General features: G+C 42.9%; 24 protein-coding genes and 1 pseudogene. 22 read left to right on the forward strand and 3 right to left on the reverse strand.

The genetic code is table 11. From position 1 onward, the window contains the following. Nucleotide 1: 1 nt before the first annotated feature. From hpaE to CFK37_RS10945, 13 genes and pseudogenes are all read left to right on the forward strand, one after another. Nucleotides 2-1,501: a 5-carboxymethyl-2-hydroxymuconate semialdehyde dehydrogenase gene (gene hpaE / locus CFK37_RS10885; RefSeq protein WP_089061881.1), complete on the forward strand. Its 1,500-nt coding sequence runs from the start codon at nt 2-4 to the stop codon at nt 1,499-1,501. Between the two features lie 27 nt (nt 1,502-1,528). Then, nucleotides 1,529-2,989, forward strand: a complete 1,461-nt coding sequence (hpaB, locus tag CFK37_RS10890) for a 4-hydroxyphenylacetate 3-monooxygenase, oxygenase component (RefSeq protein WP_089061882.1) — start codon at nt 1,529-1,531, stop codon at nt 2,987-2,989. A 33-nt stretch (nt 2,990-3,022) separates the two neighbouring features. After that, nucleotides 3,023-4,006 carry a 3,4-dihydroxyphenylacetate 2,3-dioxygenase gene (gene hpaD, locus CFK37_RS10895; protein ID WP_089061883.1) on the forward strand — a complete coding sequence of 328 codons (984 nt, stop codon included), beginning with the start codon at nt 3,023-3,025 and terminating at the stop codon, nt 4,004-4,006. A gap of 53 nt (nt 4,007-4,059) precedes the next feature. Continuing rightward, nucleotides 4,060-4,536 carry a flavin reductase family protein gene (locus CFK37_RS10900; protein ID WP_089061884.1) on the forward strand — a complete coding sequence of 159 codons (477 nt, stop codon included), beginning with the start codon at nt 4,060-4,062 and terminating at the stop codon, nt 4,534-4,536. A 51-nt stretch (nt 4,537-4,587) separates the two neighbouring features. After that, nucleotides 4,588-5,726, forward strand: a pseudogene (locus CFK37_RS10905) (Leu/Phe/Val dehydrogenase). A 91-nt stretch (nt 5,727-5,817) separates the two neighbouring features. Continuing rightward, nucleotides 5,818-6,885 carry a pyruvate dehydrogenase (acetyl-transferring) E1 component subunit alpha gene (gene pdhA, locus CFK37_RS10910; RefSeq protein ID WP_089061885.1) on the forward strand — a complete coding sequence of 356 codons (1,068 nt, stop codon included), beginning with the start codon at nt 5,818-5,820 and terminating at the stop codon, nt 6,883-6,885. After that, complete coding sequence (locus CFK37_RS10915) at nt 6,885-7,883, forward strand: alpha-ketoacid dehydrogenase subunit beta (RefSeq protein ID WP_245837204.1); 999 nt, start codon at nt 6,885-6,887, stop codon at nt 7,881-7,883. The genes pdhA and CFK37_RS10915 overlap by 1 nt, the downstream gene beginning before the upstream one ends. A 12-nt stretch (nt 7,884-7,895) precedes the next feature. Then, a complete protein-coding gene (locus tag CFK37_RS10920) occupies nt 7,896-9,092 on the forward strand; it encodes a dihydrolipoamide acetyltransferase family protein (RefSeq protein ID WP_089061886.1) in 1,197 nt (398 codons plus the stop codon). Then, complete coding sequence (gene lpdA, locus CFK37_RS10925; RefSeq protein ID WP_089061887.1) at nt 9,092-10,513, forward strand: dihydrolipoyl dehydrogenase; 1,422 nt, start codon at nt 9,092-9,094, stop codon at nt 10,511-10,513. Before CFK37_RS10920 ends, lpdA begins: the two co-directional genes overlap by 1 nt. Before the next feature lie 76 nt (nt 10,514-10,589). Then, nucleotides 10,590-11,990, forward strand: coding sequence for a Na+/H+ antiporter NhaC (nhaC, locus tag CFK37_RS10930; protein ID WP_089061888.1), 1,401 nt, complete (start codon nt 10,590-10,592; stop codon nt 11,988-11,990). A gap of 19 nt (nt 11,991-12,009) precedes the next feature. Then, nucleotides 12,010-12,801 carry a fumarylacetoacetate hydrolase family protein gene (locus CFK37_RS10935; protein WP_089061889.1) on the forward strand — a complete coding sequence of 264 codons (792 nt, stop codon included), beginning with the start codon at nt 12,010-12,012 and terminating at the stop codon, nt 12,799-12,801. Further along, on the forward strand, nt 12,798-13,553 hold the full coding sequence (locus CFK37_RS10940; RefSeq protein WP_089061890.1) for a fumarylacetoacetate hydrolase family protein: 756 nt from the start codon (nt 12,798-12,800) through the stop codon (nt 13,551-13,553). The genes CFK37_RS10935 and CFK37_RS10940 overlap by 4 nt, the downstream gene beginning before the upstream one ends. Before the next feature lie 16 nt (nt 13,554-13,569). Further along, entirely contained in the window at nt 13,570-13,956 is a 387-nt protein-coding gene (locus tag CFK37_RS10945; protein ID WP_089061891.1) for a 5-carboxymethyl-2-hydroxymuconate Delta-isomerase, read from the forward strand. A gap of 59 nt (nt 13,957-14,015) precedes the next feature. Here the strand turns inward: CFK37_RS10945 and CFK37_RS10950 are convergent, their stop codons facing one another. Both CFK37_RS10950 and CFK37_RS10955 read right to left on the reverse strand, forming a co-directional pair. Then, the gene (locus CFK37_RS10950) at nt 14,016-14,759 is read right to left on the reverse strand and encodes an arylamine N-acetyltransferase family protein (RefSeq protein ID WP_245837205.1); all 744 of its coding nucleotides are present in this window, start codon (nt 14,757-14,759) and stop codon (nt 14,016-14,018) included. Nucleotides 14,760-14,787: 28 nt separating this feature from the next. Further along, nucleotides 14,788-15,945 carry an MFS transporter gene (locus tag CFK37_RS10955; RefSeq protein ID WP_089061892.1) on the reverse strand — a complete coding sequence of 386 codons (1,158 nt, stop codon included), beginning with the start codon at nt 15,943-15,945 and terminating at the stop codon, nt 14,788-14,790. Nucleotides 15,946-16,332: 387 nt separating this feature from the next. Here CFK37_RS10955 and CFK37_RS10960 point away from each other — a divergent pair, with 387 nt between their 5' ends. Both CFK37_RS10960 and CFK37_RS10965 read left to right on the forward strand, forming a co-directional pair. Then, nucleotides 16,333-17,124, forward strand: coding sequence for an SDR family oxidoreductase (locus CFK37_RS10960; RefSeq protein WP_089061893.1), 792 nt, complete (start codon nt 16,333-16,335; stop codon nt 17,122-17,124). A gap of 87 nt (nt 17,125-17,211) precedes the next feature. After that, complete coding sequence (locus tag CFK37_RS10965; RefSeq protein WP_089063626.1) at nt 17,212-18,027, forward strand: ZIP family metal transporter; 816 nt, start codon at nt 17,212-17,214, stop codon at nt 18,025-18,027. Between the two features lie 400 nt (nt 18,028-18,427). On the opposite strand, the gene ytaF is transcribed toward CFK37_RS10965, so the two are convergent. Then, a complete protein-coding gene (ytaF, locus tag CFK37_RS10970; protein ID WP_342746700.1) occupies nt 18,428-19,066 on the reverse strand; it encodes a sporulation membrane protein YtaF in 639 nt (212 codons plus the stop codon). Nucleotides 19,067-19,238: 172 nt separating this feature from the next. On the opposite strand from ytaF, the gene CFK37_RS19935 reads away from it, so the two are divergent. The 7 genes from CFK37_RS19935 to narJ are packed head-to-tail and all read left to right on the forward strand — an operon-like array spanning nt 19,239 to nt 26,253. Next, the gene (locus CFK37_RS19935) at nt 19,239-19,403 is read left to right on the forward strand and encodes a hypothetical protein (RefSeq protein WP_157724839.1); all 165 of its coding nucleotides are present in this window, start codon (nt 19,239-19,241) and stop codon (nt 19,401-19,403) included. A gap of 18 nt (nt 19,404-19,421) precedes the next feature. Then, nucleotides 19,422-19,838, forward strand: a complete 417-nt coding sequence (locus tag CFK37_RS10975; protein ID WP_089061895.1) for a hypothetical protein — start codon at nt 19,422-19,424, stop codon at nt 19,836-19,838. A gap of 29 nt (nt 19,839-19,867) precedes the next feature. Then, nucleotides 19,868-20,167 carry a hypothetical protein gene (locus CFK37_RS10980; protein ID WP_089061896.1) on the forward strand — a complete coding sequence of 100 codons (300 nt, stop codon included), beginning with the start codon at nt 19,868-19,870 and terminating at the stop codon, nt 20,165-20,167. A gap of 48 nt (nt 20,168-20,215) precedes the next feature. Then, nucleotides 20,216-20,506: a hypothetical protein gene (locus CFK37_RS10985; protein WP_089061897.1), complete on the forward strand. Its 291-nt coding sequence runs from the start codon at nt 20,216-20,218 to the stop codon at nt 20,504-20,506. Further along, complete coding sequence (locus tag CFK37_RS10990; protein ID WP_089061898.1) at nt 20,490-24,170, forward strand: nitrate reductase subunit alpha; 3,681 nt, start codon at nt 20,490-20,492, stop codon at nt 24,168-24,170. The genes CFK37_RS10985 and CFK37_RS10990 overlap by 17 nt, the downstream gene beginning before the upstream one ends. Then, the gene (gene narH / locus CFK37_RS10995) at nt 24,160-25,647 is read left to right on the forward strand and encodes a nitrate reductase subunit beta (RefSeq protein WP_089061899.1); all 1,488 of its coding nucleotides are present in this window, start codon (nt 24,160-24,162) and stop codon (nt 25,645-25,647) included. The genes CFK37_RS10990 and narH overlap by 11 nt, the downstream gene beginning before the upstream one ends. A 3-nt stretch (nt 25,648-25,650) precedes the next feature. Continuing rightward, nucleotides 25,651-26,253 (forward strand): nitrate reductase molybdenum cofactor assembly chaperone, encoded by a 603-nt coding sequence (gene narJ / locus CFK37_RS11000; protein ID WP_089061900.1) that lies wholly within the window; start codon nt 25,651-25,653, stop codon nt 26,251-26,253. Nucleotides 26,254-26,256: the final 3 nt, after the last annotated feature.

Genomic DNA, 26,256 nt, shown 5'->3' on the forward strand with positions numbered 1-26,256 from the left:
GGTGATAGTTTTGGAACACAAACAAGTGGCTGAAGTAAAACAGTACATTAATGGAGAATTTGTAGAAGCGTGTAATTCTGAATACTTCAATAACATGAATCCATTTACGAATGAAGTGACCAATCGCGTGGCAAAAGGGGAAAAAGCCGATATTGAAAAAGCAGTCAAAGCTGCTGATGATGCTTTTCAAACGGGCCCGTGGGGGAGCATGAAGCAAAAAGAGCGCATGGGTTACATTGAGCGAATTGCTGACTTAATTGACGAAGAGATTGAGGAGATTGCGCTACTAGAATCACTGGACTCCGGGCTGCCGATTAGCCAGACACGGAAAATGGTTGGCCGGGCCGCGGAAAATTTCCGCTTCTATTCACGGATGGTGCAATCCCGTATGCATGGTGATGCGTATGCGGTCGATGATGAGTTTATCAATTATACAGTCTATAAACCGCTTGGCGCAGTTGGACTAATTACACCATGGAATGCACCGTTTATGCTGACTACCTGGAAGGTGGCACCGGCACTTGCAACAGGGAACACGGTTATTTTAAAACCAGCTGAATTGTCGCCGCTATCGGCGAATAAATTGGCACAAATCATTCATCAGGCGGAATTACCAAAAGGCGCATTTAATGTCGTTCACGGTTATGGAGAGACAGCAGGAGATGCGCTTGTTAAAAACGAAAAAGTGAAAGCGATTTCATTCACCGGTGAAACCGTAACAGGTAAAACAATTATTAAGAACAGTGCTGATTCATTGAAAAAAACATCGATGGAGCTTGGGGGAAAATCGCCGTTAATCGTGTTTGATGATGCGGACTTTGACCGTGCGTTGGATGCAGCGGTATGGGGAATCTTTTCCTTCAACGGGGAGCGTTGTACAGCGAATTCACGGGTTTTCCTTCATCAAAACATTAAAGATCGCTTCGTGAAAGCATTAAAAGAACGGGTTCAGAATGTGAAGATTGGTGACCCGATGGACGATAGCACGCAGCTTGGCCCACTGATCAATAAAGGTCATTTTGAAAAAGTGACCAGCTACATCGAGTTTGCCAAAGAAGAGGGCTGTGAGGTTGTCCAAGGGACTGTTCCGAAAGAAGTAAAAACAGGAAATTTCGTACCCCCAACTTTGCTGCTCAATGCAAAAAATAACATGCGCGTCAGTCAGGAGGAAATTTTTGGTCCAGTGATGGCTGTCATTGAATTTGAAACAGAGGAAGAAGTCATTCAAATGGCGAACGATGTGGATTACGGGTTAGCCGGATATGTGTGGACGAACGATATTAAACGCGGGCATCGAGTTGCTCAAGCTGTTGATTCCGGCATGCTGTGGATCAATGCGCAAAATGTACGTGATCTGCGAATTCCCTTTGGCGGTATGAAGGCAAGTGGAATGGGACGTGAAGGTGGCCACTTTGCTATTTTGGAATTTTATACTGAACCGAAAGCAATCCATGTCGCAATGAGCGACCACCACATTCCGGAGTTTGGAAAGAAAAAATAAACTAGATAACTTAAGGAGGGCAAATTTATGCCAGCAAAAACAGGTCAGGAATATATCGATCGATTACAAAAAGCGAACAATAATGTTTATATCCACGGGGAGCGTGTGGAGGATGTCACAACACATCCAGCTTTTAAAAATGTGATTCAATCAATGGCGCATTTGTATGATCTCCAATACGAGAAAAAGGATACGATGTTATATACATCACCAACCAGCGGGGATCAGGTTGGCATGACCTATTTACAACCAACGACGATCGATGATTTGATTATGCGCCGCGAGGCAATGCAGGAATGGGCGCGCACATCAGGAGGGATGATGGGACGTTCACCGGATTATTTAAATGCGGAAGTGATGGCCATGGGCATGAATAACGGATTATTTGCTGAGGCTGATCCGCGCTTTGCCGAGAATGCCAGAAATTATTACGAGTATGCTCGGGAAAATGATATCAGTCTGACACATACATTGATCCACCCCCAGGTAAACCGTGCCAAGATGCAGTCAGAATTGAAGGATGGTAATGTTGCGTTGCAGCTTGTAGAGGAACGTGATGATGGAATAATCGTGAATGGTATTCGATTACTTGCTACACAAGGTGGTATTACCGATGAAATTCTTGTCTTCCCATCAACCGTCAAAAAAGCCGGGGAGCAGGACGATCCTTACTCGTTAGCATTTGCGATTCCGAATAATACACCAGGATTGAAGTTTATTTGTCGCGAGTCATTTGATTATGGCAAAAATCAATGGGATCATCCACTGGGCTCCCGTTTTGAAGAAAGTGATGCGATTGTTTCATTTGAAAACGTCTTTGTTCCTTGGGAGCGCGTGTTTGTTTGTGGGAACTCATCCGTTTGTAACCGGACGTTCCGCGAAACGAATGCAGTTGTTCATATGTCCCACCAGGTTGTTGCAAAAAATATTGTGAAAACGGAATTCATTCTAGGGGTGGCATTAAGCGTGATGGATGCAATTGGCATCGACCAGTTCCAGCATGTAAAGGATAAAGGTTCGGAAATTATGCTGGCCCTTGAGACAATGAAGTCACATCTGTACCGGGCAGAACATAATGCGAAATTAGATGAATCCGGCACGATGACCCCAGATTTCGATGCATTAAATGCAGCGCGTAACTGGTATCCAAGAATATATCCGAGATTAGTAGAAATCATCCGAATCCTAGGTGCATCAGGGTTGATGGGGATTCCTACACATGACGACTTTATGCACGAGGAAATCGGACCAATTATTAAGAGTGGTTTACAAGGTAAAAATCTGGAGGGTGAAGACCGTGTTCAATTATTCCGGTTAGCATGGGATGTAACAATGAGTGCGTTTGGAGCACGCCAGGCACATTATGAATATTATTTCTTTGGTGATCCAATTAAAATGGGGATGTCGTACTTTGACGATTATGAAAAAGATTCCTATAAAAAATTTGTAGATGATTTTTTGAAAAAGACAGATGAAGTTGAAGTTTAATTAATGAAAAGTAAGTAAAAAGGGGGAGCATGGATGGATTTTTCGATTATCCGTTGTGCACGGTCAATTTTACATGTGACCGATTTGGAAGCATCACGTAAGTTTTATGTGGATGCTCTTGGATTTGTTGAAACAGAATCAGACAAAAAGCATATTTACCTGCGTGGGTTGGAAGAACATACACATCATAGCCTAGTTTTAAAAAAGTCCACCAAACCAAATGTGGAAGTGCTAGGTTACAAGGTTTCATCTGACAATGATTTGAAAGCGCTATCAGAGATGTTTGAGATGAAAGGTTACCAAACAAAATGGCTGGATAAGGGCGAGCAGCATGCGATTGGCCGAACGCTTCGCGTGCAGGACTGTTCGGGGCTTCCGCTGGAATTTTTTGCGGAAATGGATCCCGCTGAGCGGTTGCTGCAGCGCTATGACCTATATAAAGGATCACGGATGCAGCGAATTGACCATTTCAATTGCAATGTACCAGATGTTGAAAAAGCGGAAAATTTCTACCGTGACGAACTCGGATTTGCTTGTTCGGAGTATACGGACACAAAAGATGGAGATGTCTGGGCAACCTGGCTGCACCGCAAACATACGGTACATGATCAGGCCTTTATGAATGGAGTTGGACCACGTTTGCACCACATTGGTTTCTGGCTGCCAGATCCACTTGCGGTAATTAATACGTGTGATGTGCTTGCATCAATGGGTTACGGTGAAAATATTGAGCGCGGACCTGGCCGTCATGGCCTGTCGAATGCCTTTTTTCTATACCTACGTGATCCCGATGGGCACCGGATTGAATTATACAATGGAGATTATTTAACTAGTGATCCAGATTTTAAACCAATCAGGTGGGATATTAATGACCCGATGCGTCAAACGTTCTGGGGGCACGCAGCCCCTGATTGCTGGTTCAACGAAGCATCATCCGTTCTTGACGTTATAACCGGGGAAAGGGTTGAACAAAAACAGGCTAAGCTGAAACAGCATAAACCCACCTTCGTCATATAGGGTGTAAGGCAATTGATAGATAGGGCATATATCTAAAAGGGGAGTTGATACAGATGGATGATCGTACATTTCGAACCGCGATGGGGAAGTTTGCGACCGGTGTTACTGTCATCACAACAATGCTTGATGATGAAGTAAAGGGAATGACAGCGAATGCCTTTATGTCGGTATCATTGGATCCAGCTTTAGTGCTAATTTCAGTTGGTGAAAATGCCCATATGAATAAATATGTCAAAGAATCCGGCAAATTCGCGATAAGTATTCTAAACAGTGAGCAGCAGGAAATGTCTGCCTATTTTGCAGGTCAAAAAAAGGAAAATAGAAACATAGACTTTAATTGGTTCAATGGGATGCCAACAATCAAAGATTCATTGGTAAATCTGACATGTAATGTGCACAACACGGTAATTGCCGGAGACCATACACTATACATCGGTGAAGTTACGGATGTATGCATTACAGATGGTGAACCATTAGCCTTCTTTGCAGGAAAATACAACGATGTGAATAAATGTGAAAAAGTGAAATAGATCAATGGAACAATTTGCGGCGTAGACGAAAATTAAATGGGGGTAAGAATAATGAAACAGGGGCTTGAAAAGTCAAGTGTGAATGCGGATATGTTTGAAAAGATTGCTGGCCATGAACAGGTTGTTTTTTGTAATGACCCGGCGTCCGGCTTACAGGCAATTATCGCGATTCATAACACAACACTCGGTCCAGGACTGGGGGAACAAGGATGCGCCCGTATGATTCAGTGGATGCGGCACTTGAGGATGCACTTCGACTATCAGAAGGCATGACTTATAAATGTGCTGCCGCTGATTTGGACTTTGGCGGAGCGAAAGCAGTTATTATTGGTGACCCAAAGACGGATAAGTCACCAGCATTGTTCCGGGCTTTCGGGCAACATGTTGATTCATTAAACGGTCGATTTTACACGGGAACAGACATGGGAACAACGATGGATGATTTTGTTCATGCTATGAGGGAAACGAATTTTATTAATGGGTTACCAGAGGCCTACGGAGGTGGCGGTGATTCATCAATACCAACGGCAGAGGGTGTTATCTACGGCTTGAAAGCAACTAGCCAATTTATGCAGGGGAGCGATCATCTAGCAGATAAAACCTATGCGATTCAAGGGCTTGGAAAAGTGGGCTTTAAGGTCGCTGAACACTTATTGCACGCAGGAGCGTCAATTTATGTGACAGATATTAATAAAGAAGTGTTAGGGCTGATAGAAGAAAAAGCCGCTAAACTGGAAGGCACTATTAAGGTTGTTGATAATGCGGACATTTATCGGGCTGATGCAGATTTCTTTATACCGTGTGCTCTCGGCGGAATTATCAATGACCATACTGTTGAGCAACTGCGGGCGAAAGCAGTTGTTGGTTCCGCAAACAATCAGTTACTTGAAGCAAAGCATGGGAAAATGCTGCATGATAAAGGGATTTTGTATGCGCCGGATTATATTGTAAATGCGGGTGGGTTAATTCAAGTTGCCGATGAACTCTATGGCCCTAATAAAGATCGGGTACTCGCTAAAACGAAGGCGATCTATAACTCGTTATTGGAAATTTATAAAGAAGCGGAACTTGATTCCATTACGACAGAAGAAGCAGCAAATCGCAGGTGTGATAAGCGAATGGAAGAACAACGTGCGCGCAGCAATTTTTTCGCACGCAATCGCCGTCCAAAGTGGAATATCCGCGGATAATATTTTTGAGTTTTAAAACTTGATGGGGATTGTGCGTGAATATATCTGCCGGTCTCCCATCGCAAAATAACGAATTAAAGGTGTGAAATAGATGGAAGCAAACTATCCACTTTTTCAAATTATTGACAAAGACGGAGAGGTAACCTCCGCTGACTATCAGGATTTACTGACTGAGGAGCAGGCGAAAACATACTATTACCACATGCTCCGGATAAGGACATACGACCATAAAGGAATTGCACTCCAGCGCCAGGGCAGAATTGGTACATACGTCCCTTTTGAAGGACAGGAGGGCTCCCAGGTCGGAAGTGCCCTGGCCTTACAGAATGATGATTGGCTTTTCCCAACCTATCGTGATCATGGTGCAACCCTAACATTTGGAGCAGATTTGAATCGGATGCTCCTTCACTGGAATGGACGAATTGAAGGATGTGTTCCTTCACTTGAAAAGAATATTTTTCCAGCATCCATTCCCATCGCAACCCACCTCCCACATGCGGCCGGTGCTGCCATGGCGGAAACGTATAAGGGAACAAAGAACGCTGCCATTGCATACTTCGGTGATGGTGCAACATCTGAAGGGGATTTCCATGAGGGACTAAATATTGCGAGTGTGTTTAACGCACCGGTTGTATTCTTTAACCAAAACAACGGATTTGCGATTTCCCTTCCAGTTAAAAAACAAATGAATTCCGAAACGATTGCACAAAAGGCGGAAGCATATGGAATCCCAGGAAAGCGTGTCGATGGGATGGATGTGTTTGCGGTGAATTTTGTCGTGAAGGAAGCGTTGGAACGGGCGCGCAATGGGGAAGGTCCGACCCTTATTGAGGCAGTCACCTGGCGATTCGGTGCTCATACCACCGCTGATGATCCGTCTAAATACCGTGATCAGGCTGCAAGTGACGCGACACGTGAGGAACGTGATCCTGTCCTCCGGTTAGAAAGATTTATGAAAAAGCAAAACATGTGGGATGATGCTTGGGTTGCATCCATTAAAGAAGAAATACAGGAAGAATTGGACACTGCTGTCAGTGACATGGAGTCCTATGAAAAAGCGAATTCGGATGTGATGTTTGACTATGTGTTTGAAAAGCCTGCATGGACAATTGAAGAGCAAAAGAAAAACTTCAACGCGCTAAAGGGAGGCATGTTCTAATGGTTCAAACAATGATAAAAACAAAGCCCCTCACTTTGATTCAGGCGATTAATGATGGGTTGAAGGTGATGTTAACGGAGGATGAAAATACACTTATTCTTGGTGAAGATATCGGAAAGAACGGTGGTGTATTCCGGGCAACGGTTGGACTACAGGAACAATTCGGTGAGCAACGTGTCGTTGATACACCGCTTAGTGAAGCGGGTTTTGTGGGGGCAGCCGTCGGGATGGCGCTGAATGGACTAAGACCAATTGTAGAAATCCAATTTCTCGGATTTATTTATCCAGCATTTGAACAAATCGCAACACATGTGACCAGAACGCGAACACGGACGATGGGACACTATAGCTTGCCCATGGTGATTCGCGCGCCATATGGTGCAGGCGTTCGTTCGCCAGAAATCCACTCAGATAGTGTGGAGGCGCTCTTTACACATTTACCAGGTATTAAAGTTGTCTGCCCATCTAACGCCTATGATGCAAAGGGTCTTGTCATTGCAGCAATAGAGGACCCGGATCCAGTCATGTTCTTAGAACCAATGCGCCTGTACCGCGGGGAACGAAATGATGTGCCAGAGGAAAAGTATACGGTTGAAATTGGAAAAGGTAAACGTCTTCAGGAAGGAGAAGATGTTTCGATTCTTGCCTGGGGTGCCATGATACCGGTGGCGTTAAAAGCAGCAGAAAAAATGAAGAAGGAAAATATCTCATGTGATGTCATTGATCTGCGGACACTGTATCCACTTGATAGGGATATCATTGCTGAATCAGTCCAAAAAACAGGGCGGGCGGTGATAGTCCATGAAGCACATGCGACAGGCGGTGTCGGTGCAGAGATAACCTCAGTGATTAATGATACATCGTTTCTATATTTACGTTCCCCGATTGAACGTGTAACAGGGTTTGATGTTCCGATCCCCTTATTTGCGTTAGAAAACAATTATTTGCCGACACCTGAACGTGTTGTTCATTCCATTAAGAAAGTTGTTGAGTTTTAGGGAGGTGATCCAATGGTTGAAGTGAAATTCCATGATATTGGTGAAGGAATGAATGAAGGCGAGATCATTCACTTTTTTGTTAAGGTGGGGGATGAAGTTACTGTTGATCAGCCCCTAGTAGAATTGCAAACAGATAAAATGGTTGCAGAGATTCCTTCTCCAGCTGCGGGAAAAATCAGTAAAATTCGTTATCAAACAGGTGAGGTTGTAACAGTTGGAACGGGAATTATTGAAATTGATGATGAGAAAGAACATGCGGTTGAAGAGGTTCAACAAGGAAAGCCGGTGCAAGAACAGGGTACCATGGAGCAGGAGCCAGTTGTCCAGAACGTCCAAAAAAGACACCACCGTATTTTAGCAGCACCATTCACACGAAAGATTGCCCGTGAGCATGATGTCGATATTGAGCAAATTCAAGGGACGGGTCCAGCAAGAAGAGTAACGGATGAAGATGTCTACCGTTTTATTGAAACTGGTAGTCTCGCAGCTGCTGATGAAACACCTGAACAACCTATAGAACCAGATACAATCGCCTACACAGGCATGCGGAAGAAAATTGGTGATAACTTAACCAAGGCAATTACCACTATTCCCCATGTGACACACTTTGATGAAGCAGATTTGACAAAGATTTTGGCTTTCCGAAATGAGTTAAAGCAAGAGGGAGAGTCCATTTCAGTTGTCGCGTTTTTCCTAAAGGCAATCACCATTGCATTGAAAGAACATCGGGTTTTCAATGCAAAGCTAGATCAGGAAAACAGTGTAATCCAGCTTTTGAAGCACTATCATATTGGGATTGCCACAAATACAGAAAAAGGATTAGTCGTGCCGGTGCTTCGCAATGTCGATAAGAAATCCATTCGCCAGATTAACACGGAAATGAAGGCATTGACGAAAAAGGCGCAGGATGGAAAGCTGACCACTGGCGACATGAAGGATGGAACATTTACGATTAGCAATGTTGGCCCACTCGGTGGAATGGGAGCAACACCGATTATCAATGGATTACAAACCGCGATCATTGCGTTTCATAAAACGAAAAAAACACCAGTTGTCATGGACAATGATGAGATTGCAATCAGACAAATCATGACCATGTCCCTATCCTTCGATCATCGTGTTGCGGATGGCGTAGCGTCAGTTGAATTTACCAACCGCTTCATTGAATTGATGGAAAATCCGAAAAAGCTGTTATTGGAGATGGTCTAATGGTTGTTGGTGAATTTGCAGAGAAACGGGATGTGGTCATAATTGGCGGCGGTCCTGGAGGATATAATGCAGCGATACGCGCTGCGCAGTTAGGAAAGTCTGTGACGCTAATTGAAAAAGCATCACTTGGTGGCGTTTGTTTAAATCAAGGATGTGTACCATCTAAGGTTTTTGCACATGCAGCCAAACAGCTGGCAAGGGTTCCGGCAATGAACAAAATGGGGATCGTAACGGCAGAACCGCATGTTGACTTTGATGCACTTATGTCCTACAAGGATAAAACAGTGAAGCAATTGCGGAGTGGCGTTGAATCATTATGCAAGGCGAATAAAATTGAATTAATTACAGGCGAGGCCAATTTTACTGGAGAAAATAAAATTGGTGTTGCGAATGGTCATCAATTTGATATATATGAATTTGAATATGCCTTGATCGCGACAGGCAGCTCAACGATTGTACCGGATGGCGTACAGCCGGCAGATGAATGCATATTGCATCCCGAGACAATCTATCAAATGACAGCCATTCCAGAGTCACTTCTTATATATGGCAGTGATTATATTGCTCTTGAAGCTGCGTTTAGTTTCAAAAAGCTCGGCAGTGATGTGGCAATTGTCCTGAACGATCGGAGCGACTTTCCATTTGATGCCTCCATAAACCGCGAACTGAAACGTATTTTAAAAAAAGAAAAAATCAAGGTCTACCGGAACTATCAACTGGAACGAGTGAATTCAGCAGATAAAGAGATAACAATAAATCTATTAAAAAACGGGGAAAAAGAAAAACTAACAGGTTCACGTCTGTATATGTCTGCCGAACGACAGGCGAATATTCAGGAGCTTGGTATAGAACGAATTGGTGTGAAGCAAACAAACAAGGGGTTTATTCAGACTGATCATACAATGAAAACATCAGTCAGAAATATATTTGCCGCAGGGGATGTTACGGATGGTGCACCAAGCGCGGTACAAGCAATAAAACAGGGTAAAACAGCTGCAGAGACAATTTGTGGAATGAACAGTGAGGTTGACCTTACCCACATACCAACAGTGGTACATAGCAATCCGCCAATTGCTACAGTTGGTCTGACCGAAAAAAAAGCCGCAGATCAAGGGTATTCAGTAAAAATAAGCCAATCACAGTTGAGTGGAAATAGTTATGCAATGATTTCGGGAGAAAAATCTGGTATAGTAACTGTCATTAAAGATAGTGAGACAGATCTATTACTAGGAATTCATATAATAGGTGCTGGTGCGATTGAACTGATTAGTACCGGGGTTACAGCGCTTGAAATGGTGGCACGTGAAGAAGATTTACGTTTTCCTTCCTATCCGCATCCAAGTATGAACGAAGGGTTGATGGAAGCATTGGACGGCTTATCAGACATGGCAATCCATGCACCGCCTAAAAAAGGAAAATAGTAATTTGACAGTTTCGGAAACTCTCTATCTTGTGCGTAAACACAACAGATAATCAACAAACAAAGGAGAATTTCTTATGTATCGAATCAAAGCTGTCCAAAAGCCGTCATTAATCGAAGCATTAGCGGTGACTATCGCTGTATTAATTGTGATTAGTTTTGGAATTATTTATTTTGAAGCAGCACCACATATACCACTGGTGCTGGCATTATTATTACTAGTGGTTTATGGACTTATGAAAAGAATCACCTACCAAACATTGGAGGAAGGGATAACTGAAGGAGCAAAAGCAGGAATGGGGGCAGTATTCCTCTTTTTCTTTATTGGCATATTAATTGCTTCCTGGATGATTGGCGGAACGATACCTTCACTGATTTACGGTGGATTTGAGCTTGTTACTCCGCATTTTTTCTTGGCAATCGTTTTTGTCGTAACTGCGGTTGTCGGACTTTGTGTAGGAAGCTCCTTGACCACAGTTGCAACGGCTGGCCTTGCTTTTATCGGTATTGCTACGGCGGCTGATGTCTCATTAGCTGTGACAGCGGGAGCGATTGTATCTGGTGCCTTTTTTGGCGATAAAATGTCGCCGTTGTCCGATACAACCAATATGGCCTCATCTATTTTAAAAGTCGATTTGTTTGAGCATATTCGCAATATGTCGTGGACGACCGTACCAGCATTTATGATTACTCTAATCATTTTTGCAATTATTTCACCAGAAATTACGTCTGCCAGTTTTGCTGATATGGAGAAATTCCAACAGGGACTGCTCGATACGGGCCTAGTTACCTGGTATAACGGGTTAATTCCGGTCGTTGTCTTATTGATCTTTTCCATTATGAAAATACCGGCGTTATTAACATTGGCCAGCGGTGCTGCCAGTGCAGTTGTAATGGCATACATAAATGGATTTATTCCATTGAAGGATTTGCTTGGTGTACTTTTCGGTGGTTATGTTTCCGAAACAGGTGTTGAGGAAATTGATGCGTTGTTAACACGAGGCGGCCTAATTAGTATGATGTTTACCATTGGCATTGTGCTACTGGCATTAAGCCTAGGCGGCTTGTTATTTAAGCTTGGTATTGTTCCAAGGCTGCTTGAGTCAATTGAAAGCATGCTGAAAAAGGCAGGATCTGTTATTGCTGCCGCAGCGTTTACCGCTATTGGAATTAACGTCCTGATTGGTGAGCAATATTTATCCATTCTATTGACTGGTGAAGCATATCAATCACGGTTTGCGAGGGTTGGATTGGCAAATAAAAATCTATCGCGGGTGGCAGAAGATGCCGGAACAGTCGTAAACCCGCTTGTTCCATGGAGCGTTTGCGGGGCGTTTATCACTTCAACATTAGGTGTATCGACGCTGGCCTACTTTCCATTTGCTTTCTTTTGCTTACTGTCGCCAATTTTGACGATTCTATTTGGATTTACCGGTAAGACATTGACCTATATTGACAAAAGTTCATCGCAAGCATAAACAAACAAGGAGGGATATTGTGCATCGGGCAAAAGTGAAATTTGCTGGATCTGATCAATTTGACGAAATAAGTACCGATTATTCGGATGATATTACATGGAATGGCAGAACCTTTAATCATCGTGACGTTTCCTTTCAATCACCAGTAACAGGAACAATCTATGGCACGCTGTTAAACTTTAAGGGGCAGCTTGAGTTGATGAAAGACTCCCTGCATGACAAACCATATAATGCTCCACCCGAAAAACCAATTATGTATATTAAACCTGGGAATACGGTAAATAGCCATAATAATGCAGTTGCCATTCCTAAGGATGAAAACACTGTTCAAGTTGGGGCAGCACTTGGAGTTGTTTTTGGGAAAACAGCGACGAATGTAGCTAAGGACCATGTAATGGATTATATTGCAGGCTATACCATTGTAAACGATGTTAGCATTCCACATGAAAGCTTTTATCGGCCGGATATTAAAAATAAAGTACGCGACGGATTTTGTCCGGTAGGGCCATGGGTTATTGACCGTGACGCGGTAAACGACCCGGATCATATAATCATTCGTGTTTACGTAAACGGGGAACTTGTCCAGGAAAATAACACGAAAAATCTGGTTCGTTCCGTCGCGCAATTAATATCGGAAGTTACTGATTTCATGACTTTATACAAAGGGGATACGCTCCTTGTCGGAGTGCCGGAACATGCGCCACTCGTGAAAAAAGGTGATTCCGTTCGTATTGAATTGTCAGAAGTAGGTTTTTTGGAAAATACATTTGTTGACGAAGCGGATCTTGTTCCGGGAGGTGGACAGCGGTGAAGCATGCACGTGTTGCTTGTTTTGGAGGAATCCATGAGGCAGAAGTGATTGAGGATCAATTGAAGCTTGCTGATGGACGAATAATTGGACAATCTGATGTAGTATGGTTGACACCAATCGAAGCGAGTACGATTTTTGTACTTGGACTGAACTATGCAGACCATGCAAACGAAATTAGTTTTAAGGCACCGGAAGAACCACTTGTATTTTTAAAAGGACCAAATACGGTTGTTGGTCATGACGGCCAAACAAGACGTCCCAGTGGTGCCACACATATGCATTATGAATGTGAGCTTGCTGTTGTAATTGGCAGAACAGCACGTCATGTAAAAAAAGACGATGCGTATTCTTATGTGAAAGGGTATACCATTGCCAACGACTATGTGATACGTGATTATTTGGAAAACTATTATCGCCCTAATTTACGCGCGAAAAACAGGGATACTTTGACACCAATTGGTCCCTGGTATGTGGATCGTGATGATATTGACAACCCGATGAACTTGGGACTCCGCACATATGTGAATGGCGAACTGAAGCAGGAAGGAACAACGAAAGACATGGTGTTCGATATTCCGTATTTAATTGAATATCTGAGCAGCTTCATGACGCTAAGTGAAAATGACATAATTCTAACAGGAACACCGAAAGGAACAGTCCATATCTATGAGGGTGATGTAGTAGAAACTGAGATAGAAGGTATTGGGTCGTTGAAAAGCACCATAGTTGGGGACAAGAATTTCGGACGGTAAGGAGAGAGGAAAGCTAATGCCACACATAACAGTTGAATACACAGATAATATTCAAAGCGAAGCAAATATTGGCGGGTTTTTGAAAAAAATTAATCAATCATTGATTTCAGAAGGTGACACATTTTCACCTGGTGCAATCAGGTCGCGTGCCGTTAAGCTGACCGAGTATTTTGTTGCGGATGGAACCGGTGAAGATGATGCATTTGTCCATGTAACCATGAAAATTGCACCAGGCCGGTCCAAAGAGGTAAAAAAAGCTGCTTGTGATCATTTATTTGAAATGATGCAGGAGCACTTTAACAGCCTGTTTGAGGATCGCTATTTAGCGCTTTCGCTAGAACTGTTTGAGTTCGGTGAAGATGGCACGTATAAACAAAATAATATTCATAATCGCTATAAATAATCAAACAAGCCCATTAGGAGTTCAGTCAATTTCCTGATGGGCTTTATTTCTATAAACTGTTATAACTTAATATCAAAATACTTTTTCAAAACGGTTGGTTCCTCTCCAGCCTCAACCTTCGTCTTTTGCCTTTCCCCATTATGGGTAAGGATTAGGGAATTTCCTGAAAGTGTAACACGTCCGTTTGAAGTGGCGATTGATACGATTTTCTTTTGCGTAAAATGAGACTCTGGTGAAGTTTGATTAAACTGGCAAGCATCTTCGAACTCGGCTAGCTTTTTCCCCTTTGTGTCGAGACGGTATAACGTATCCCATTCGTTTTTGTTCTGCCTTTGTAAATCATAGATACCGTCTTGAACCTTCATCAGACGGTATGTTCCACTAATATCTTTCCGTGCTTCACCTGTCAGGGGAAGGGGGAATCTTGCTGAATCACCAAATCCGACATCCACTAGGTACGGCTGATCAAGCTCAACAATTAGACATGCATGGCTTCCTTCAAATGCCCAGGAGCCATCGGGACGTTGAACAGTCGCCGATACAATACGACTATTGAAGCCAAGTCTTTGCAATAGCCAGTTAAATAGACCGTTTAATTCGTAGCAAAAACCACCCCGATGGTTTATAACGATTTTCCTGTAATAGGTTTCAACATCCAGTGCAATTGGAATTTGATGAATCACGTCCAAGTTTTCAAATGGAACGTGGAGCATATGTTGTAATTGCAGATGATTTAGTGTTTTCAGGCTTATATCATTATTATTCGTGCTGATTCGTTTTAAATATTGTTCGACTTTCATCATTTGGTCCGCTGCCCCCTATTTTTAAAAATTAGTTATCCGCCCATTTCATGCGAACGAGATACCACAGTGCCCCTAGTAATGCGAAAGCGCCACAAAGGAGCGGTAAAGCTTGAAATGACCATATCTTGATAATCCAGCCACCGAAAACGGAGCCCAATGTAATACCTGCGTACATCGCTGTTTGGTTCCAAGCCATTGCTGTACCAAGTCTGTCTGGATATTTTTGCGCCAGCCTGGCCTGATACGATGAAAATGAAACATATCCTGCAAATGACCAGACTGCAAGCAATGGCCAGATCCATAGCCAAGTGGAAAATAACACGCCAATTAATGCCAAGGCTACAGCAAGCGCAATCAAGCTAAAAAGTGAAACAGCTTGGATATTCCATAAATCCGCCAGCCGGCCTCCGGATAAACTACCAGCAATGGCTCCGATTCCGTATACAATCAATGATGCCGCAACAAGGTCCGAGGAAAAGTCGTTGACTGATTTTAATCCTGTCCCAAGAAAAGTATATAAACCATAAACTGCTCCAGCCCAGAACATGGTGACAGCTACATCCAAAAGAATCCTGCCAAGCTCTCCCATTTTTGGAACTGCTGGCTTTTTTTGCAAATCTGACTTCTGACTCGGCCAAACACGGACATTTAAAATAGCAAGTGCAATTGCTGCAATTGCTAATGTATAAAAAATATATTGCCATCCGAAAATCTGGGCGGATACTGTCCCGATTGGAGCTCCAGTCCATAATGCGGTAAGGAATCCGGAAGTTACAATGGCCAGCCATCTTCCACCTTTGCCACTTGGCGCCGAATCCCCCGTGACGGCAAAGACGGATGAGGTCACCATTGAGGCGGCCAGTCCGGCTAAAATGCGACTTCCTAAAAGTACAGAAAATGTTGGCGCTAATCCAGTGATTACATTTGCAATCATAAAGCCAATGAGGCCATACGTAATCATCTTTCTACGCCCCCATTTATCTGAGAATGCACCAAACCATGGCGCGCCTAAGGCATACATAAGGGAAAAAGCCGTAACCATCCAACCTGCTTTGGATGGGGTGATCTGATATTGTTCGGCTATAGATGGCAGTAGTGGGGAGACTACAAATAAGTCTGTACCAATGATAAATAATGTAATCCAACCAGTCAGTAGCTGAAGCCGCTTATGCCAAACATTTTTCATATAATCATCTCCACAAAAATCAATGTTTCCATCTTACATTTATTTATTTGAATTAGGTAAACTAAACGAAAAGGAGGTTATTTAATGGCGAAAGATAAAAAGAAGAAACACAAAAGTAAGGAAGAACTGAACGATATGAAAAATAAAAATAAATACAGAACGAATCGTCCACCTGGAAATTAAAATAAACGTTTACTGCACACTTAACCCTGTATCCGAAGCAATTCCCAACACAGGGTTAAGTGTTTTTCGTTCCTTCATAATTTCATTGTATCACGCAGTTTTTAATAATTTAATAAAAATGCACATAAGCTGTTGGAATTGTAAAAATACATATATCAATGGATAATAAAAAGTATAAATTGCTGAAGGAAAGAGGTTTTTAACATGGAATTAGGTTTAAAAGGAAAGTCCGTTATCGTAACAGCTGCAAGTAAAGGTCTAGGTCGAGCCATAGCCACCGAATTTGCCAGAGAAGGGGCTCATGTTTTATTAGCAAGTCGAAGCGAAGAAACACTTCAAACTGCTGTAACAGAGATTAAAAACGAAACATCAAACAAAAATGTGGATTATATTGTATGTGACATGAAGGACAAAGAAGCTATTCAGGCAATGGTGGAGAAAGCTTCAAAGAGGAATGGAACGGTTGATGTATTGATTAATAATGCCGGTGGGCCGCCGGCGGGAAAATTTTTGGATATGACAGATGAGGATTGGTACCATGCATTTGAATTGAATTTACTAAGTTTTATTCGCACAACGCGTGCAGTAGTTCCATTCATGCAAAAACAAAACCAGGGTCACATTGTGAACATCGCTTCATCATCCATAAAGCAAAATCTGGATAATTTGGTGCTTTCAAATACCATGCGCCCGGGAATCGCAGGTCTTGCAAAGAGTTTATCACAAGAATTGGGTGAAGATAATATACTAGTCAATACGGTTGGTCCTGGAACAATTGAAACAGACCGGATTCGTGCATTGAACCATCACCGGGCGGTTCAAACAGGCAGTTCTGTTGCTGAAGTCAAACAGAAGGCGGAACGGCAGGTCCCGATGAAACGCTATGGTCGGCCAGATGAGTTTGCCAGGGCAATTGTATTTCTTGCTTCTGGTGCGAATACGTATATTTCAGGTCAATCGCTTATTGTTGATGGTGGTTTAGTTAAAGCACTTTAAAAAAGTGTTTCTTATTGTTTGCCAAATGCAACATTTATGTGTATGGTGAACAATAAGTACTTTTGACAAATGGGGCGGATGATGAACATGATGGATTATTTGGAAAGCTTGGACCCTGTGGTTATCACAATCATAGCAACATTATTTACCTGGGGGATGACCGCATTTGGTGCCTCGCTCGTGTTTACGCAAAAAAATATGAATCAAAAGTTTTTGGATAGTATGCTTGGTTTTGCAGGAGGGGTTATGATTGCGGCCAGTTTCTGGTCATTGCTTTCACCAGCAATAAGTATGGCCGAAGATGGTCCATTACCCGGTTGGATCCCAGCAGCTATCGGCTTTATGCTTGGTGGATTGTTTTTATGGGGTGTAGACAAAATTCTTCCACATTTACACCCGGGGCTATCAATGGACAGTGCGGAGGGTATTAACCCAAATAAGAAAAAACGTAGTACCTTACTAGTGCTAGCGATCACGTTGCATAATATCCCGGAAGGTCTTGCTGTTGGGGTAGCATTCGGTGCGGTTGCAGCGGGATTAAATTCTACGACGATAGCCAGTGCTGTAGCTCTTGCAATCGGAATTGGTATTCAAAACTTCCCTGAAGGTGTAGCAGTTGCCATGCCGCTCAGAGGAAACGGCATGTCTCGAAGAAAAAGTTTTATGTACGGGCAAGCATCCGGGTTGGTGGAGCCGATATCGGCAGTGATTGGTGTACTTGCAGTTACGTTTATTGAACCAATGCTTCCATATGCATTAAGTTTCGCCGCCGGAGCGATGATCTTCGTTGTGGTGGAAGAGGTAGTACCGAGTTCCCAGGAAAACGGGTACAAAGATTTGGCATCCTTAACACTTATGGTCGGATTTACAGTTATGATGATTTTAGATGTAGCTTTAGGTTAATTGGAACAGAGAAAAAGCTGTCCAAGAAAGTGAATGCTTTCTTGGACAGCTTTTTCTGCTTTTATTAAAGGCTTTTTTCTGAGTTGATTTTGTCACATAAACTGCGACGTAACTAAAAGTCATGTTCCCTGCGACCGCTGCTAAAAAAACACTGCGCTTTCATGGCCTCCTTGAGCTTACGCTGAGGGCACTGAAAAAGGTATAGTTAATACACAAATATGTGGATCTATCATCGCATCTTGAATATACTGCGCGCACCTTAGGGCAAGGAGGCTCATCAGCTGCCCACGGAAAGCGCAGTGTTCTTTAAGCAGCGATGGATTAACACTCATATAAAGTTACGTTGCATTTTATATCTACTGCGATGATATTAGCAACTTACTATGCGGAGAGAACCTTATTAAAAGATATTAAAGATGCCGAGTGCAATTAAAAACAATGGTGGTAGAAATGTTAGTTTTTGCATGGATTTATTAGCAGATAAAAAAATTCCCGACTGAATACCACTATAAACAAATACCCCACTCATTACAGCAATTAGGGACGCCGTGACAATTGGTGAATATCCGAGCATTGCGGCGCCAATACCTGCGCCAAACGCGTCGAACGCAAGAGCTGAACCTAATAACAATGCTTCGCTGACAGATATTGATCCAGAATGATCTAAGTCAGCGTGCTGCGGTTTTGCAAGAACACTTTTATACTTCCCTATTTTGCTGGAACGAAGAATTTCATGTTGGTCTTGGATAAATGCTTCATCATAAAATCTTGTACGAACGATATTGATGAGACAGAAGAGACCAATGGCAATTAATATCGCCCCCCCAAGTGCCTCCGCAATGGATGCTGAGATAAATAAGGTAATGTACGTTCCAACGGTCATGGAAATTAAAACGATAACTCCCGAACAAAGCATGATGATAAGTAATGCCGCGAAAGGTACTCGAATCCTGCGCATGCCATACGTCATCCCCACACCAAATCCATCTAAACTGACCGCGATAACCAAGAGAAATAATCCCATATAAAAAAACATCATTAATCAGTCCTTTGTATATGTTTTAGATTAGTTTATGACCAGGCGAAAAGGATGTGCTTTGACACGGGATCATCTGCACATTTTCTAAATTGTGACATCCGTCACACCATTCTCTTTTTTACCTCGTTACAATAAAGATAATTCGAAATTGAAGCACAGGGGGAAAATGAAAATGGAAGACAAAACAAATGAAAAAGCAGCTAGATTAGAAGTTATGTTGCAAAAATCGTTATATCCGATCACGGAAAGGCTGGAAAACATTGAGCAGAAAATTTTAAAACTGGATAGAAATCAGGAAGAAATAAAAAGGTTATTAATGGAAGTCAAGAAATCCTAAAAGGAAGAAGGGGAATTCATGTCAGGTCCTGCACTAAAGCATGTGGATAGCCACAATGCCATTCATGAGGCCGCATTAATTGAAGCGACTGAATTAACCGAATTACTAGACCGTTTAGTAACGGAGAATCAGGGAGATAAAGCTTTGGAATTAGCTTTTATTATTGTTGAGCACTGGGAAACCCGCACACTGCAGCATGCAGAATCAGAGGAAGAAGGACTATATAAAGAATTGGCAGCGGAATCACCAGAGCTAAAGGATTCGATAATTTCGTTAACACGTGACCATAATCTACTTCGATTACTTGTTAAGAAAATTAAAGAAAGCCTAGATGCGGGCGGAATAAATGATCAAGTCGTTCAACACTTTCAAGCATTAATCCTGGTCGATCAATTGCACAATCAGGAAGAACTTAAATTATTGCCGCATCATTAGGAAGAAATAATTGGTAAGGAGGAACGTCTATGACGCAGGGGGAGCAATCAATCAGGGCAATAGCACCAGACCTATACCGCTATATTGTAAACGAATTAGAAACAATTCATATTCATCCTTACGATGTTCAGGCAAATGGCATCAAAAAGGAAAATGGTATTCAGCTTATCTGTCGCTTTGGTGAGGAATATACCCATGTGAAGTCAGAGTTTTTCCCATTTGAAGCAATCGGGAGGTTGGATAAAAAACTTGAGGATTTCATAAACCAGCTTGGTGAAGAATGCAAGCAGTCTATGATTGCCGATTATTATAAAATGCTGAAAATGTAGCAGTTGTTAGCATATCTTGGAATACACACTGGAAAGGTGGAGAACAGTTTGTTTTTATTTGAAGATAATGCGAATCTAGTTCAGGATCGGGAAGATTTAATTGCGATACTCAGGATGCGGTTTGGCCATATTCCTGCAGGATTAATTGAAGCAGTTTATGAAATGAATGATTTAGATACGTTAGAGCGCTTAATCCTAGTAGCTGCAAATGCTCCTAGCCTAACAGTTTTTCTAGAAGAATTAGAGGAAGGAATGGGAAATTTCCGGATTATGGGAGAACGTTTTAATCCGATTCAGAAATTCGCTGACGGGGGTGGTTTGAATGGGAAAAAAAGATAATAAGTTGTTTCAGACCTTGAAACATTTAAAATATGGTGAGCGAATTAATAAAGGCTGGACAGAGGAAAGTCCGCGTCCAAGGGATTCAGAGGATATTTACCGGAAACGATGGCAGCATGACAAAATTGTCCGCTCCACACATGGTGTTAACTGTACGGGATCATGCAGCTGGAAGGTTTATGTGAAAGACGGAATAATTACTTCCGAGACGCAGCAAACGGATTATCCTTCAACCGGTGACGACTTTCCGGAATATGAACCACGCGGGTGTCCAAGGGGGGCGAGTTTTTCCTGGTATACATATAGTCCAATCAGGGTGAAGCACCCCTATATGCGAGGGGATTTATATGAACTGTGGAAGGCAGAACGTGAACAAGGATTTGATCCGGTTGAAGCATGGGAGAATATAGCTGGCGACCCTAAAAAACGTGCGCAATACGTTGGTGCCAGAGGTAAAGGCGGTTTTGTCCGAGCAACCTGGCAGGAAACTTGTGAAATTATCGCCAGTGCTACCATTTATACGATTAAAAAATACGGCCCTGACCGTGTTGCAGGATTTAGTCCAATCCCGGCAATGTCAATGGTTAGCTATGCTGCAGGATCACGATTTCTTTCATTAATTGGTGGTAACATTTTAAGTTTCTATGACTGGTATGCAGATTTACCGCCTGCGTCACCACAAGTCTGGGGCGAACAAACGGATGTACCCGAAAGTGCAGACTGGTACAATGCCAAATATTTTATTATCTGGGGAACCAATTTACCACAAACCCGCACACCAGATGCGCATTTTATGGTCGAAGCAAGGTATAACGGAACAAAGGTCGTCGGGGTTAGTCCGGACTATGCGGAATATGAAAAGTTTGCTGATCTGTGGCTGCCTGCTAGAGCTGGGACAGATGGTGCGCTTGCGATGGCTATGACACATGTTATTTTAAAAGAATTTTATGTGGAGAAAGAAACCCCATATTTTATTGATTATGCCAAAAGGTTTACCGATCTGCCATTTTTAGTAACCTTAAACGAAACAGAGGACGATTGTCGTTCAGACCGGTTTCTCCGTTCCACAGATGTCGATGATAACCATAACCAAGGAGATTGGAAGACACTTGTTTGGGACGTAAGCACTAACCAATTGGAAGCACCGAATGGCAGTCAGGGTTTCCGATGGGATGAAGGAAGCAACTGGAACCTGGAATTGAAAAAAGAAGATGGAAGTCTCATCGATCCCTTATTAAGTTTTATAGAAATAGCCGATGAAACAGCAATGGTCAGTTTTCCCGACTTTGCTGTGAAAAACGGTGGATCTGTTAAGCGTGGCATTCCCGTTAAACATATTCAAGATAAAAACGGAAATACCATTAAAGCTACTACCGTCTATGATTTAATGATGGCCCATACCGGTGTCAATCGTGGATTGGCTGGGGATTATCCTATTGATTACCATGACCCGAAAGCCTACACCCCTGCTTGGCAAGAGAGCATTACAGGGGTAAATAAAAATCATGTCATCCAAGTCGCAAGGGAATTCGCGGATAACGCTGCCCGGACAAAAGGAAAATCGATGATCGCGATGGGCGGAGGAACCAACCATTGGTATCACAGTGATCAAATTTACCGCTGTATTCTGAACCTGGTTTTGCTGACCGGTTCACAGGGGGTAAATGGCGGCGGCTGGGCACATTATGTTGGACAGGAGAAAGTGCGTCCGCTTGAAGGGTGGCAGCAAGTTGCTTTTGCCAATGATTGGTTGAAACCACAACGATTACAAAATGGCACATCATTTTTCTATTTTGCTACTGACCAGTTTCGATACGAAGCGAAAGTAAATCAGGAACAATCAAGCTGGGGTGGAAAGTATAATAATATGCATCCAGCAGATGTTAATGCGCTGGCAGCGAGGCTTGGCTGGTTACCTTCATTTCCGCAGTTTTCACAGAATTCACTTGATCTTGTGAAAGAAAGCAGAGGTCGTGGTGCTAATAATCATCAAGAAGTGATTGATGATGTCGTCAGCCAAATTAAAGAGGAAAAGTTAGAATGGGCAATTGAGAACCCTGATGATCCGCGTAACTTTCCACGCGTGTTCTTTAACTGGCGATCAAATCTGCTTGGTGATAGTGGAAAAGGTCATGAGTATTTTGCCAAGCATTTAATTGGTGCAGAGGACCAAATACTAGCTGACACTGACAACTCATGGCAGCCAAAAACGGTTAAAACTGACGAAGAGGCGCCAACCGGGAAAGTCGATCTGTTAGTAAGTGTAGATTTTCGAATGACCAGTTCCGGATTATTTTCCGACATTGTGCTGCCAGCAGCAACGTGGTATGAAAAGTTTGATATCAGCAGTACGGATATGCACCCGTTTGTCCACCCATTTAATGCCGCAATTTCACCGCCGTGGCAGGCGAAAAGCGATTGGGATACGTTCCGTGAAATTAGTAAAGTATTTTCCGAACTAGCCCAGACGCACCTGCCAAAAACGGAGGACTTGATGATGACACCGCTTGGTCATGATTCAGTAGGGGAGATTGCCCAGGCACACGGAAAAATTAAAGATTGGCGCAAAGGTGAAGTGGAGGCTATCCCCGGAAAGACAATGCCGAATTTCCAAATCGTTACCCGTGATTACCCGAATGTTTATCAACAGATGACAACAATTGGGCCTGAAATCAAAAAGGGATATGGCGGTAAAGGGGTCATGATTCCGGGGGAAAAGGTTTATGAAGAATTAAGCAGTCGCTTGGGTGTATCAAAAAGAGACGGGATTGGGAAAGGGAATCCTGATCTGTATTCTGATATAAAAGCAATTGATGCCATCCTGCTAATGTCTGGAGCAACAAACGGGAAACGTGCTGTCGCCGGTTGGAAGTCACTTGAAAAGAAAACAGGACAAAAGCTGGCTGATATTGCCAAGGGACGCGAGGAAGAGGACGTAACGTTGCAGGATTTAACAATCCAGCCGCGTCACGCAATTTCAACTCCGGTTTGGAGTGGCTTGGAAAAAGGTAACCGGCGTTACTCGCCATTTACGGTTAATACGGAATATAACATTCCTTGGCGAACACTAACGGGACGGCAAAGTTTTTATCTTGACCATGAGATGATGCTTGATTTCGGTGAAGGGCTGCCGTTGTATTTACCTCCTCTTTCACATGGGCCGTTTTTGAAAAATGAGAAAGAAGTTGAAAATAACGGAAAATCAATTACCGTACGTTACCTAACCCCCCATCAGAAGTGGGGCATTCATACCATGTTCACGGATACAACCAACATGTCAACATTGTTCAGGGGATGGCAAACAGTGTGGATGAATGAGGAGGATGGTGCCTCAATTGGGATTAAAGATAACGATTGGATTGAGGTATATAACCGCAACGGCGTCATTGCTGCCAGGGTTGTGCTTACTTACCGGATTCCAAAGGGGATGGCTTATATGTACCATGCCCAGGACCGGACGTTAGGCGTACCAGCGACAGCAATCAATAAAAAGCGTGGTGGTACGCATAACAGTGTAACCCGAATATCGTTGAAACCAACTCACATGATTGGCGGTTATTCACAATTAAGCTATGGATTTAATTATTACGGTCCAACCGGTCATCAACGGGATACGATTGCTGTCATCAGAGGATTGAAGGAGGTTGATTGGCTTGAGGATTAAGGCACAAGTTGCAATGGTGATGCATTTAGACAAGTGTATTGGTTGCCACACCTGTTCTGTCACCTGTAAAAATACCTGGACAAACCGCCCGGGTACAGAATACATGTGGTTTAACAACGTAGAAACACGACCAGGGACAGGTTACCCAAAAAGCTGGGAAAACAGGGATCGTTATAAAGGTGGATGGGAACTTAAAAACGGCAAACTCCGGTTAAAAGCCGGAGGGCCGGTTTCGAAACTGGCCAATATTTTTTACAATCCCGATATGGCAAATATGGATGACTACTATGAACCGTGGACATATGACTACGAGCATTTAATCAACAGTCCCAAATCAGAAAATATTCCTGTGGCCCGTCCAAAGTCCAGGATCACTGGAAAATATATCGATAAACCTGAATGGGGTCCGAACTGGGATGACGATTTAGCCGGGGGCAGTGAAGTCGTTCCATTGGACCCTAATGTCCAAAAGCTGCAGGAACACATCTCGATGGAGTATGAAAAAACATTTATGATGTACTTGCCGCGAATTTGTGAACATTGTTTGAATCCGTCTTGTGTTGCGTCTTGTCCGTCAGGTGCACTGTATAAGCGGGATGAAGACGGAATTGTGTTAGTTGATCAGGATGCATGTCGTGGCTGGCGTTTTTGTATGAGTGGTTGCCCTTATCATAAAGTTTATTATAACTGGAACACACATAAAGCGGAAAAGTGCAATTTCTGTTATCCAAGAACGGAAGCGGGCTTGCCAACAATCTGTTCAGAAACATGCGTAGGACGGATCAGGTATATTGGTGTTGTACTATATGATGCAGATAAGGTAAAGGATGCAGCATCTGTTGAAGATGCACAAGACCTTTACGAATCACAACTATCCTGTTTTCTTGATCCATTTGATCCACAAGTTATTAAGGAAGCACGAAAAGCTGGAATTACTGATGCATGGATTGAAGGTGCACAGAATTCGCCAGTCTATAAAATGGCAATTAAGTGGAAAATTGCATTACCATTGCATCCGGAATATCGTACGTTGCCAATGGTATGGTATGTACCCCCGCTAAGCCCAATTATGAATCATATTACAAATGAAAATGAATTATCAACAGATGGATATATCCCAGCTGTTGATCAAATGCGGATCCCAATGGAGTATTTGGCGTCGCTTTTGACGGCAGGTGATACAGAGGTCATTCGTAAGGTTTTGCTTAAATTAACGGCGATGCGTGTACATATGCGCGGGAAAACAGTAGGCGGCATTGACGAATTTCGTGCGAGCAGGTTATTAAACGAAGCAGATACCAATCCAGAGGAAATTGAAGAAATGGCCCGCCTGTTAGGTGTTGCGAAATACAATGAACGTTTTGTTATTCCTACAGGCCGAAGAGAAATGGACGATGACCTCTACTATAAGCAGGGAGCCTGCAGCCTTGAAGAGATAGCACCACCGGAAGGGATTGTATTCAGGAAAGGGGATTAAACGATGGAGCAACAGGAACGTGCATTACTCGCGATTACTTCCAGGTTGTTGACCTATCCAAATGATCGATTCATGGTAGAACAAAAGGATATTAAAACCTGCATTATGGAGAATATTGAGTCGCTGCCATTGTTAATGGACCTGGAAAAGGCTTTAACACCGTTAAATAGCTTAACACTAAAGGAACTCAGGGAACTTTATGTGGCAACATTTGATTTGAAATCAAACGTAGGACTTTACCTGACGGCTCACGAGCTTGGTGATAGCAATAAACGTGGCGCAGCCCTTATAAAATTACAGAAAATTGTCAATAATGCAGGGTTTGAGCGGACGGAGGGTGAACTTTCAGACTATATACCAATGCTGCTTGAGTTCCTTGCTGTTGCATCGTGGGATTCACAACACGAACGCCTTAAACGGCGACTTGCTGTTGCTGTTCAAAGGATGCTGACACATATGCCTGAAAATAATCCGTATATTGCTATTCTATTAATGCTAATGGAGCATGTATTTCCAGCCCCAAACAAAGAAGAAGTTGAGAAGTTGGAATTTGAGCGAGAGGATGCAGATTTAGAAGAATTACCATATCCAATTATGTATTCTTAATCA

The organism is Virgibacillus phasianinus, from assembly GCF_002216775.1.
In the GTDB taxonomy this organism is placed as follows: Bacteria; Bacillota; Bacilli; order Bacillales; family Amphibacillaceae; genus Virgibacillus_F; species Virgibacillus_F phasianinus.